Annotated in this window: 13 protein-coding genes; 1 reads left to right on the top strand and 12 read right to left on the bottom strand. The window is 68.7% G+C overall.

The window, feature by feature from the left end; all coding sequences use genetic code 11:
- Positions 1 to 290: 290 nt before the first annotated feature.
- The 12 genes from AB0N03_RS49775 to AB0N03_RS49720 all read right to left on the bottom strand — a co-directional run bounded on the left by AB0N03_RS49775 (position 291) and on the right by AB0N03_RS49720 (position 9,142).
- On the bottom strand, positions 291 to 566 hold the full coding sequence (locus AB0N03_RS49775; protein WP_364388110.1) for a hypothetical protein: 276 nt from the start codon (positions 564 to 566) through the stop codon (positions 291 to 293).
- A 32-nt stretch (positions 567 to 598) separates the two neighbouring features.
- Entirely contained in the window at positions 599 to 1,705 is a 1,107-nt protein-coding gene (rlmN, locus tag AB0N03_RS49770; RefSeq protein WP_364388106.1) for a 23S rRNA (adenine(2503)-C(2))-methyltransferase RlmN, read from the bottom strand.
- Positions 1,706 to 2,323: 618 nt separating this feature from the next.
- Positions 2,324 to 3,112 carry an SDR family NAD(P)-dependent oxidoreductase gene (locus tag AB0N03_RS49765; RefSeq protein ID WP_364388104.1) on the bottom strand — a complete coding sequence of 263 codons (789 nt, stop codon included), beginning with the start codon at positions 3,110 to 3,112 and terminating at the stop codon, positions 2,324 to 2,326.
- 50 nt (positions 3,113 to 3,162) lie between these two features.
- Positions 3,163 to 3,588 (bottom strand): cupin domain-containing protein, encoded by a 426-nt coding sequence (locus tag AB0N03_RS49760; protein WP_364388102.1) that lies wholly within the window; start codon positions 3,586 to 3,588, stop codon positions 3,163 to 3,165.
- 57 nt (positions 3,589 to 3,645) lie between these two features.
- Positions 3,646 to 4,548: a VOC family protein gene (locus AB0N03_RS49755; RefSeq protein WP_364388100.1), complete on the bottom strand. Its 903-nt coding sequence runs from the start codon at positions 4,546 to 4,548 to the stop codon at positions 3,646 to 3,648.
- Complete coding sequence (locus AB0N03_RS49750) at positions 4,545 to 4,667, bottom strand: hypothetical protein (RefSeq protein ID WP_364388098.1); 123 nt, start codon at positions 4,665 to 4,667, stop codon at positions 4,545 to 4,547. The genes AB0N03_RS49755 and AB0N03_RS49750 overlap by 4 nt, the downstream gene beginning before the upstream one ends.
- A gap of 195 nt (positions 4,668 to 4,862) precedes the next feature.
- A complete protein-coding gene (locus AB0N03_RS49745) occupies positions 4,863 to 6,047 on the bottom strand; it encodes an FAD-dependent oxidoreductase (protein WP_364388096.1) in 1,185 nt (394 codons plus the stop codon).
- Between the two features lie 4 nt (positions 6,048 to 6,051).
- Positions 6,052 to 6,246, bottom strand: coding sequence for a ferredoxin (locus AB0N03_RS49740; protein ID WP_364388094.1), 195 nt, complete (start codon positions 6,244 to 6,246; stop codon positions 6,052 to 6,054).
- A gap of 36 nt (positions 6,247 to 6,282) precedes the next feature.
- Positions 6,283 to 6,492, bottom strand: a complete 210-nt coding sequence (locus AB0N03_RS49735) for a hypothetical protein (protein ID WP_364388092.1) — start codon at positions 6,490 to 6,492, stop codon at positions 6,283 to 6,285.
- 28 nt (positions 6,493 to 6,520) lie between these two features.
- The gene (locus AB0N03_RS49730) at positions 6,521 to 7,030 is read right to left on the bottom strand and encodes an aromatic-ring-hydroxylating dioxygenase subunit beta (RefSeq protein WP_364388090.1); all 510 of its coding nucleotides are present in this window, start codon (positions 7,028 to 7,030) and stop codon (positions 6,521 to 6,523) included.
- Position 7,031: 1 nt separating this feature from the next.
- Positions 7,032 to 8,318 (bottom strand): SRPBCC family protein, encoded by a 1,287-nt coding sequence (locus AB0N03_RS49725; RefSeq protein WP_364388088.1) that lies wholly within the window; start codon positions 8,316 to 8,318, stop codon positions 7,032 to 7,034.
- Positions 8,315 to 9,142, bottom strand: coding sequence for an alpha/beta fold hydrolase (locus AB0N03_RS49720; RefSeq protein WP_364388086.1), 828 nt, complete (start codon positions 9,140 to 9,142; stop codon positions 8,315 to 8,317). Before AB0N03_RS49720 ends, AB0N03_RS49725 begins: the two co-directional genes overlap by 4 nt.
- Before the next feature lie 203 nt (positions 9,143 to 9,345).
- Between AB0N03_RS49720 and AB0N03_RS49715 the strand changes: the two genes are divergently transcribed.
- Positions 9,346 to 10,032, top strand: a complete 687-nt coding sequence (locus AB0N03_RS49715; RefSeq protein WP_364388084.1) for a GntR family transcriptional regulator — start codon at positions 9,346 to 9,348, stop codon at positions 10,030 to 10,032.
- The last annotated feature ends 31 nt before the right edge of the window (positions 10,033 to 10,063 follow it).

Raw genomic sequence — 10,063 nt, 5'->3', positions numbered from 1 at the left:
GGCTTCGGGTCTTCAGCGTTCTCCACGCCGGACATCATGTCGGTCATCAGGTGCACTTCCATGATCGGGAGTTACACCGAACGTTTTACAGTCCCAATCTTTGGGGCGCCTCAACTTCGCCGTCAACTCCAAGATCCACCGCCGCGATTACCTACCCAACGTTGCGTGATGCGGCACTAGCATGTAGCCGGATCGAACGGTGGCAGCTAGAGACGCTCAGCCGCCGGTCAACGTCCAGCTGTTAAGGGCTCGAGCCGATGAAGTCGCGGGCGCCTACCTCAGACGCTCGATCAGCGATCAAGCCACGGAGCGAGCAGCTTCTCCAGGTCAGCGTCCGACAGCGCTCGTGGCCCACCGTGGAACTCATGCCACCGCGACGCATCCCGCGCCGCGGTGTATTCGACCTCGAACGCGCGCATCAGCACGTACATGAACGTCACCGAACTGAACCGCTCACCCAACAGGGACCGCGCCTCACGAGCCACCTCGGTCGCGCCGCGACCGACCACGTCCGCGAGCCGCAACTCCTCCGCAGCCGGATCCAACAGGCTGGGGGCATACATCACGACAAACACTCCATCATCGAAACGAACAAAACTCAGCCCTCAGCAGCCAGCTGACCACAGGCCGCAGCGATGTCCTGGCCGCGGGTATCCCGGACCGTGCACGCGACACCACCGGCGTTCACCAAGCGCACGAATTCGCGCTCCACCGGCTTCGGCGACGCATCCCACTTCGACCCCGGCGTCGGGTTCAGCGGAATCACGTTGACGTGGACAAGCTGGCCCAGGTGCTTCCGCAGCCGCTTCGCCAGCAGCTCCGCCCGCCACGGCTGGTCGTTGATGTCCCGGATCAGCGCGTACTCGATGGACACCCGCCGCCCGGAAGTGTCGGCGTAGTACCGAGCCGCCGACAGCACCTCGTCCACCGACCACCGCTCGTTCACCGGCACCAGCGTGTCGCGCAGCTCGTCATCCGGCGTGTGCAGCGACACCGCCAGCCGCACCTGCATCTTTTCGTCCGCCAGCTTCCGGATCGCCGGCGCCAGACCGACGGTTGACACTGTCACCGACCGCTGGCCGATCCCCAAGCCACCCGGCGCAGGGTCCGTGATCCGCCGGACCGCCGCCACCACGCGCTTGTAGTTGGCCAGCGGCTCACCCATGCCCATGAAGACGATGTTCGACAGCCGGCCGGGTCCGCCGGGCATCGTGCCGTCGCGCATGACCGCCGCCGCCGAACGGACCTGGTCGACGATCTCCGCCGTCGACAGGTTGCGGTCGAGGCCGCCCTGGCCGGTTGCGCAGAAGGGGCACGCCATGCCGCAGCCGGCCTGGCTCGAGATGCACAGCGTCGCGCGGTCCGGATAGCGCATCAGGACGCTCTCCAGCAGCGTGCCGTCGTGCGCTCGCCACAGCGTCTTGCGCGTCGCGCCCTGGTCAGCCTCCAGCGCGCGGACCTCGGTCAGCAACGTCGGCATCAACGACTCGACGAGCTTCGAGCGGGACGCCGCCGGGATGTCCGTCATCTCCGCCGGGTCGACCGTCAGGCGCGAGAAGTAGTGGTTGGACAGCTGCTTCGCCCGGAACGGCTTCTCCCCCAGCTCGGCGACCGCCGCGGCGCGTTCCGCGACGGTGAGGTCGGCGAGGTGGCGCGGCGGCAGGCCACGCTTGGGGGCGTCGAAGACGAGCGGGAGGGCAGTCATAACCGAACCAGTGTCCCATGCGCCCCCAGCCGCGGCCCGGGCCGCCCCGGAGGGGTGTATGCCAGGTCACGACCCTGTCGAGCCCTACAGCCCATGCCGTCGCTGCGCCGGCTCGGCTTGGGGGCGGTTCGGCCGGCTGGGCCCACGCGGCGGAGCCGCCACATCGGTGTGACCGGCGCGTCATAGGACGCCGGCGGCGATCGAGAGCGGTGTCCGCCCGCGTGGTGCAGCACGATGGGGCGGTCACGGGGAGTTCCGCGGTTCGCCCGGGCAACTGGGTCAGGGGTATGTGGAGTGAGCCTTCGTTGGCACCTGCGGCGCGTTCCATGTCGCCGCGAACATTGATGACCAGTGGCGTTTGGCCGGTGGCGAGGCTGCGGCGGAGGCAGTCCGCGGTGGTCCTGCTCGCCGGGTCGGGTTCGTCGAAGATGGCCGGTAGGTGACGATCCAGGCGCCGGTCAGCGCGGCCGGCTCCAGGTGGCCGGCGACGAAATCGGCGTGGAAGTGCGTGTTGATCGCGGCCACCAGTGCGGCCTCGTGATTGCGCCATGACCGACGAGCCCGCCTTGTGTGACCGGGTGTTGTCGCGCCGAGCCAGCGTGCCGCCGCCGGAAGCCGTCAGGCAGAGGCCGGCCCGGCCTTCCGTCCCGGCCCCCACAGCAGCTGGCCGCTGTCGACCGTCAGCACAGCTCCGGTGATCGCCGAGCCGTCGCTGTCCGACGCGAGCATCGCGTAAACCCCCGCGATGTCGTCCGGCTCCGGCGCGGTCCCGGTGGGTAGTCGGGCCGCCACCTCGTCCGGCGGTGCCAGGACCGGGCCACTTCCCAGGGAAGGTGGCGCCACCAGGTCGGAGTGCACGTACCCCAGCGCCACCGTGTTGACCCGGACCCGGCCCGCGAGGTCCAGCGCCAGCTGGCGGGCGATCCCCAGGACGGCGTGCTTGGACGCCACGTAGAGAACCCCACCGAAGCCGGGTGCCAGGCTCGAAATCGAGCCCGTGAAGACGATCGAGCCTCGAGCGGCCGTCAGTGCGTCCAACGCGGCACGGACCACGAAGAGCGCTCCCTTGACGTTGACCGCGAACAACTCGTCGTAGACCTGTCCGACCCGGTCGATCGGCAGGTCGGCCAACGCGGCACCGTGGTCGTGGATCCCGGCGTTGGGCACCAGTACGTCCAGCTTTCCGAACCGGTCCACCGCCAGCTCGACGGCCCTCCGGCACCCGTCGGGGTCGGTGACGTCAGCCGGCACGGCGGCCGCCCGGTCACCGAGCGGGCCGACGACACCTGCCAGCCGGTCGCCGTCGCGGCCCACCACGACGACGCGTGCGCCTTCGCGCACGAACCTGCGGACCACGCCCGCACCGATCCCGGATCCGCCGCCGGTGACGAGGGCCACCTTGCCCACCAGGCGTCCCTGGACCGCGGCTCCGCCGGGAGGAGGAGAAGACGTCGCCATCAGCCGGCTCCGGGGACCAGCCGCCGGCGAGCGCCGGAATCGGCGATCTCGCCGGCGCGGTACACGGTGAACGGGTCGTCCACGTAGTGCATCTCGTTGATGGGCCAGCCCATCGAGGCGATGATGTGCAACGCGCTGTCGTCGATGCTGAGAAACCCGTGCACGGCGGTACTGGGCACGATCACTGTCGTGCCCGGCCCGGCTTCGGCGATCTCCCCGTCCACGTGGAACCGGGCCGCGCCGCCGACCACGGTGATGTTCTCCTCGAAGTAGTGCCAGTGCAGCGGAGCCCGGTTGCCGGGGTCGAGGATCTGTTCGGCGATCCTGACCTGCTTCGCTCCGTTCGAAGCCGTCGCCCAGGCCCGCGACCGGACGCCGGGGCGCCACTCTTCCCAGTCGATCTGGTCGTGATCGATCACCAACATGGCCCTGTCATTCCTTTCCGTTCCACGCCGATTCGACAACCCTTCGGAACAGCCATCTCAAGACCCTCGTCCGAAGGATTCGGGTCGCGCGGCTCCCCAGGCGCTGAAGGCGTTGAAATCACCGGCTTTCCGGACGACGGGATCGCGACGGTCGCCGAGGATCCTCGGCATCTCCGCGGACAGCTCGTAGCGGTTGCCGCCCGGGGTCCAGAAGTACGAGTAGAGGTTGCCGCCCACCCCGTGGCGACCGGGTCCCGTCTCCAGGACGTGCCCGGAACTCGCCAGCGTGTCCGCGGCCCGCTTGTGGTGTTCATAGTTGTCCAGCGTCCACGCCAGGTGGTGCAGCGACGCACCCGGCTGGCAACGCGTGAGCGCGACGTCGTGGTGCACATCCGCGGCCCTGGCCCACACCGCCCGCCATTCGTCGTCGGCGTCCACGAACACGTCGGAGATCGCGAAGCCCAGCCCTTCCGTCAGCACGTGCGCGGCGGCTCTCGCGTCGACGGGGTCGCTGAAGGCGAGGTTGACGTGGTCGATGTCCGCGGGGCCGACGCCGTGGCGTCGCGAACCGGCTTCTTCGCCCGGGTGGCGGTAGAGCGGCCGGTCCGGCCGCGGGACCAGGAGCACCTCGTGCCCGGTGGCCAGCCGGAAGGCCAGGCTGGTGGGCTGCCCCGGTGCCGCGTCCGCACGGCGCTCGGTGACGACGTCGAGCCCCTCGAGCCTCGACTCGAAGTAGGCCAGCTCGTCCTCGGAATCCACTCCGAGCGCGAATGCGCGTACTCCGGTCCCGCCCCCGGAGAGGACGAGCTGCGCGTGCGCGTCGCTGACGTCGCACGTCAGGTAGACCTTGCCGTCCTCCCGGGCCAGTTCCGTCAGACCCAGTACGTCGACGTCAAATTCGAGTGCCGCGTCGAGATCCGTCACCGCCAGATCGGCGCTGATCAGCTTTTGCAGACTCATTCTTCCTCTTCCTCGTGAACCGGCGTGCCGGTGGTGAACGCGAGCTCCGGTTCGGGGCCGAACGGGGTCAGCAGCGCGTCCAGGTAGTGGCCGACCGGCAGCCGGCTCAGCCTCTCCACGGCTTCCGGGGACAAAGTCCGCGACCGTCCGGTGCGAGCCGACGAGATGACAAGGTGGTCACCGCCTGGTCCAGGCACCTTTTCGAGGCGGACCCGCGCGAACTCGTTGCCGATCAGAATCGTTTCACCGGGTGGTGCCGGCGTTTCTTCTGCAGGTTCCATTCTCGACCTCACAAACCGAAGTGGACGTTGCCGTCAGGATTCGAGCGCGTCACTCCACCGGGTCCCGGCCGCGATCGCCTTCCGCTGCCGAGCCACGAAGGCGGGGTGGTTCAGGCCGGCCGCCGCCACCACGACATCGCCCCGGCCGTAGAGGATCGCGCGGCGTTTTCCGTTCTCGATCACCTCGACGCGGTCGTGACCGGCAACCCAGCCGGCGAGCTGCAGCTTCACGTCGTACTGCTCGGTCCAGAAGTAGGGGATCTCAGCCGCCTCCCGGAAGTCACCCTCCTCGCCACCGGCGAGCTCGGCGGACAGGTTCGCCGCCACGGTGCGCGCGTGGTCGACGGCCGTCGTCCAGTGCTCTGCCCGGATCGAGCCGAATATCGGGTGGTCCCAGCGCGCGACGTCGCCCGCGGAGTAAATGCGCGGCGCCGCGCGAAGTGCCGCGTCGCACACCACTCCGTCGGCGAGGGGCACGGAACTGCCGGCCAACCAGCGGGTCTCGGGCTCCGCGCCAACGCCGACGAGTACGACGTCGGCCCGCAACCGCTCGCCGCCCACGAGCTCGACTCCCCGCACTCCGTGATCGGCGATGTCGAAGCCGGCGACATCGCTTTCACAGGCGAAGCGCACGCCGTGGGAGCGGTGCAGGTCGGTCAGCCAAGCGGCGGCCACCGGGCCGATCGCGTGGGCGAGCGGCAAGGCGGCGCGTTCGACGACGGTCACGTCCACGCCGAGGGCGACCGCGGACGCCGCGACCTCGAGGCCGATGAAGCCACCGCCGACGACGACCATCGACCGCGCCTCGGCGAGCTCCCGGCGCAGGGCCAGCGCATCCGCGAGGGTGCGCAGGCGGTGCACCCCGCGGACGTCCGGCTGACCGGGTAGCCGCCGCGCGGTCGAGCCGGTCGCGATCACCAGTCCGTTGAAGGGCAGCGCGCGACCGTCATCGCACACCACCGCGTCTCCGGTCAGCCCGGCGACCGTCGTGCCGGGGAGGCGACGCACCGCAAGCTCGCTCAGCTCGCGGGCGTGCGGCAGACCGATGTCGGCGGGCTCGGCTCTACCCTGGAGAAATCGCTTGCTGAGTGGCGGCCGGTCGTAGGGGTCAGCGGTCTCGCGTTCGAGCAGGACGATCTCGTCCCGGTAGTGCCGCCGGCGGAGCTCCCGGCAGACAGTGGTGCCGGCGAGTCCCCCGCCCACCACCACGATGCCCACCGGTTCAGTCCTCGACGAGGATGGCTTGGGCCGGACAGCTCGCTTCGGCCCGGCGCACTGCTTCGGCAAGTTCCGCGGGTACGCCCGTGCGGCGCACCGACGCCTGGCCTGATTCGTCATCGATCTCGAACACCTCGTCGGCTTCGATGACGCAGTTCGCGTAGCCGTCGCACCTCGCCGGGTCGATTCGGATCTTCATCTTTCTCTCCTTACCGCGGAACAAGATCTGGGCCGTTCAGCCGGATTCCTCTTTGTCGGAGAGGCTGTTCTCGTCCTGGCTCTCGAGGAGCTCGCCGGGGATCCAGGTCAGGGCTTCGAGCAAGAGCGCGTCAAGGTACTGGCTTTCCCCGGTCAGGGCCGAGGTGATCGCCAGCCGCCGGCCGTTGGCCGACAGGTCGACATCGAGGCGCGCGAGCAGGTGGCCGGTCGTGTCACGGAAATTCATCGAGGCCTCCCATCCGTTCGGTGGCTCGTCACAAGAAGACGCTGAGGTTCTCCGCCGCCAGGCGGCCCCGGTCGAGAACCACCGTGCGATCGGCGATCTTCAGCTGTCCCCCGGATTCGACGAAACGATCGGTGCGCTCTCCGTAGAACACGTTTTCCTGGCTTTCGTGCCGGGCGCGGAAGACGAGGATGTTGCTGACGGCGACGGCTTGTGCGGCCGAGATTTCGACGTCGAGCAGCTGGACGAAATAGCGGAGCCGGGATGGGGGGATCTCGGTCCACGCCATCGAGCTCGCGAGCTTGTCGACTCGCAGTTCCATCGTCGTTCGGTCTTCGTCGTAGTACGCGAGTTCTCCCTCGCCCGCGACCATGTCCGAACGTTCGTCGGTGCTTCGCACGACCGGGACGCGGTAGCGGAAGTCCGGCGCGAACACCGTCAGCCATTCGCGGTAGTCAGCTGCCTGCAGCAGCCGGATCTCACGTCGGTAGACGCGCTCGACCGTCGACCAGACCTGGTGATCGGCAAGTGAAGTCGTCATGTCACTGCTCCATCATCAGCCGGCGCCAGCGCCGGTAGAATGACCGCTGGTTCGCCTCGGTGATGAACGCTTCGCCCATCACACCGGGCAACGCCACGCCGGCCCGCTCCTTCACCGGCATTTCGTGGCCCAGTCCCATCGAGTAGTCGAAACTGTGGCGTTGCGCGACAACCCCGCGGGTCGCCTCGCTGATCGAGGTCCAGATCTCCCCGTCGTCCTGCTCGAACATCCCGCTGGGGCCGAAGGACAGGACGTACTGCCGCATGGCCGCGTCCTTCAGCTCGTCGGACAGCGAACTGTCGACGAAGCACCAGGAGTTGACGTCGACGCGGTGCGGTCCGGCCGGTTGCCACAGGCGCAAGGTGAGGAACCGCATGCTGTCCATGAATGAGATGTTCGGGAAGATCGTGCCGACGCCGACCGGGACGAACTCCGCCAGCTCCGGGTTCTTCCGCTTGATCCGCTCCTGGACCTTGCGGACGTATTCGGTGTAGCCCGTGACCGCGGCCGTGCCCTGCTGGGCGCCCCCTTTCTCCCGCGTGAAGCCGTGGCCCTCGTCGACATGGATGGTGTGCCCGTACTCGGTCACCCGGTTGCGAAGTCCCACCTCGACGCTCGAAGCGTGCGTCGAAGACAGGTGGTACTGATCACCCGAGAAGTTCTCTGCGGGGATCTTCCAGTTCGTCTCGATGGTCCACTTGTGCACCCCGCCGATCACTTCGAACCCGCTTTCCGCTCGCCCGAACAGCAGATCCAGGTACGGCATGAAGTCACCGAGGTACTCGGCCAGCGTGGGTGCGGCGGGGTCCCAGGAGGCGAAGATCAGCCCGTGCGCGGTGTCGATCTTGGCGACTTCGACGAGCTTGATCGAGCTGCGGTCGAGCTCTCCCAGGTAGGCGGTCTTGAGCCGGGGAACACCGATCAGGTTGCCGTCGAGGTCGTACGTCCAGCCGTGGTACGGACAGCGGAAGGCCCGTGAGTTGCCTTGGTCGGCACGGCACACCTTGGCGCCGCGGTGCCGGCAGCTGTTGAGGAAGGCTCGAAGCTCGCCTGCGGAGTTGCGCGTCACGACGACCTCGTCTTCACCCATCCGGGCCGAGATGTAGTCGCCGGGCTTGCGCAGCTGGCTTTCGTGTCCGAGGAAGAGCCAGCACTTCGCGAAGATCTTCTCCAGCTCCGCGCGGTACACACCTTCGTCGTGGAACACGCTGATCCCGACCTCGGCGCCATCGGGGCGCACGAGAGATCCGGGTGCGCCTCGGCGCAAGTCCTGGGAAGCGCTTGTCATTCTTCATCTCCTTCACGGCCGTCATGTGCCTGCCAATGGCGTCGGAGTACTTCGTTGACCACGCCGGGCGCCTCCTGGTTCAGCAGGTGTCCCCCACCGGGCACGAGCACCAGCTCCGCGCCGGGAATGCCCGCGGCCAAGACTCGGCTTTCGGCGGCTCCGGTCACGGAATCGCGCTCGCCGGCCAGCACGACCGCCGGTGCGCGGACCTCGCCCAGCCGGGCGCGGTGGTCGGTGTCGGCCAGGGTGCCGAGCGCGGCCGCGAAACCGGGAAGCCGAACGGAGCCGACGGCGGTCTCGACGATCTCCCGGCGCAGCTCCGCCGAAGCCGTCGGCGAGACCTGCCGGTGGACCCGGGCCTCCGCCCACGCACGGACCCCCTCCTGCTCGAGCGAGGCGATCCGCGCCGGAAACCCGTCGCGCACAGCGTCTTTGTCCTTCCTGCCGGAAGTGGAGCTGATCAGCGCCAGGGTGCGGACCCGCCGTGGTTGCCGGAGAGCGAGCCGCGTCGCGACTACGCCGCCCCACGAGACCCCGACGACGTGGGCGTCGCGGACCTCGCGGACGTCGAGGAGCGCCACTGCCGCGTCCACGTAGTCGTCCAAGCCGGCTGAAGGAGGCGGTTCGCTGGATCCTCCGTACCCGAAGGCGTCCCAAGCGATCAGCTCGAACGCGTCCTCCAGACCGTCGAACTGCGCACGGAACGACGCGCTCGCCGTTCCCACCCCGTGGAGCAGGAGGACCGCGGGTCCGGCGCCCGCGACGCGGGCGGCGATACGGGCCGCGGGTCCGATCTCGTACCTCAGGGCCTCGGGCACGATCATCGGAAGTCACCTCCTCACTTCGACAGCAAGACCGGGATCGATCTCGTTCAGTATACTACACTCGTGTATCACGATAGACCATCAACGATCGAGATCCAGGCCCCAGCCCCCGCCGCGACAGCCCGGAAGAGGTCGACTGCCTGCGGGTTAGTATGCTTTTCTGGTGTTCCAAGCGACTTTCCACCGGCCGACGGAGACCTCTCATGAGTGACGAGGGCGAGGATCGCGAGGGTTACCTCGGTCAGCGCGCCTACCAGGCGTTACGGGCGGCGCTGCGCGACGGCGGAATCAGCCCGAGGCGGTACTACTCGGAGACCGAGTTCGCGGACCTGCTGGGCGTGTCGCGGACCCCCGTTCGCGAAGCGCTCAAAGCGCTCGAGCGCGACGGGGTGGTGATCGCCGCGCGCCGCCGCGGGTACCGGATCCGCGAGTTCACCGACGCCGAGGTCGATGAAGTCGAGGCGCTCCGGGAGCACCTCGAAGTCCTCGTGGCGCGCACCCTCGCGGCCGATCACACCGAGCACACGCTGGCCCGGCTCGCCGACATCCTTCGGCGCCAGGACGAGGACCAGGCCGGTCGGGCGATGTTCGCCCTCGACGAGGAATTCCACCTGACCGCAGCCGAACTTGCCGGCCTGCACCGCACGCGCAAGATCCTCGAGAGCCTGCGCAGCGTCGTGGCCGCCGTGACGGCGGGTGTCGTGATCCCCCACGCGGAAACGGCCGCCCGGATCGCCGAGCACCACCAGATCTTCGAGGCCATCGCCGGCGGCGACCCGGAGGAGGCCGCCCAGGTGATGCACCAGCACGTCCACGCCTCCAACCGGAGCTTCCGCGACGCCGTCCGGGCCGCGGCCTCCGCCGGGCCGTCGATCAAACCGCTCATCTGAGACCTGCGGAGCCTCTGCCTCGGCCAAGAGA

The sequence above is a fragment of the Amycolatopsis sp. NPDC051061 genome, from assembly GCF_040682935.1.
Taxonomy (GTDB): Bacteria; Actinomycetota; Actinomycetes; order Mycobacteriales; family Pseudonocardiaceae; genus Amycolatopsis.
This window is presented reverse-complemented; position numbering and strand designations above follow the sequence as displayed.

What these genes read in the sequence shown, in the direction of transcription:
- AB0N03_RS49760 (WP_364388102.1), bottom strand. Translation starts at nt 3,588, where the DNA reads ATGTTGGTGATCGATCACGACCAGATCGACTGGGAAGAGTGGCGCCCC.
- AB0N03_RS49725 (WP_364388088.1), bottom strand. Translation starts at nt 8,318, where the DNA reads ATGACAAGCGCTTCCCAGGACTTGCGCCGAGGCGCACCCGGATCTCTC.
- AB0N03_RS49735 (WP_364388092.1), bottom strand. Translation starts at nt 6,492, where the DNA reads ATGAATTTCCGTGACACGACCGGCCACCTGCTCGCGCGCCTCGATGTC.
- AB0N03_RS49730 (WP_364388090.1), bottom strand. Translation starts at nt 7,030, where the DNA reads ATGACGACTTCACTTGCCGATCACCAGGTCTGGTCGACGGTCGAGCGC.
- AB0N03_RS49755 (WP_364388100.1), bottom strand. Translation starts at nt 4,548, where the DNA reads ATGAGTCTGCAAAAGCTGATCAGCGCCGATCTGGCGGTGACGGATCTC.
- AB0N03_RS49715 (WP_364388084.1), top strand. Translation starts at nt 9,346, where the DNA reads ATGAGTGACGAGGGCGAGGATCGCGAGGGTTACCTCGGTCAGCGCGCC.
- rlmN (WP_364388106.1), bottom strand. Translation starts at nt 1,705, where the DNA reads ATGACTGCCCTCCCGCTCGTCTTCGACGCCCCCAAGCGTGGCCTGCCG.
- AB0N03_RS49740 (WP_364388094.1), bottom strand. Translation starts at nt 6,246, where the DNA reads ATGAAGATCCGAATCGACCCGGCGAGGTGCGACGGCTACGCGAACTGC.
- AB0N03_RS49720 (WP_364388086.1), bottom strand. Translation starts at nt 9,142, where the DNA reads ATGATCGTGCCCGAGGCCCTGAGGTACGAGATCGGACCCGCGGCCCGT.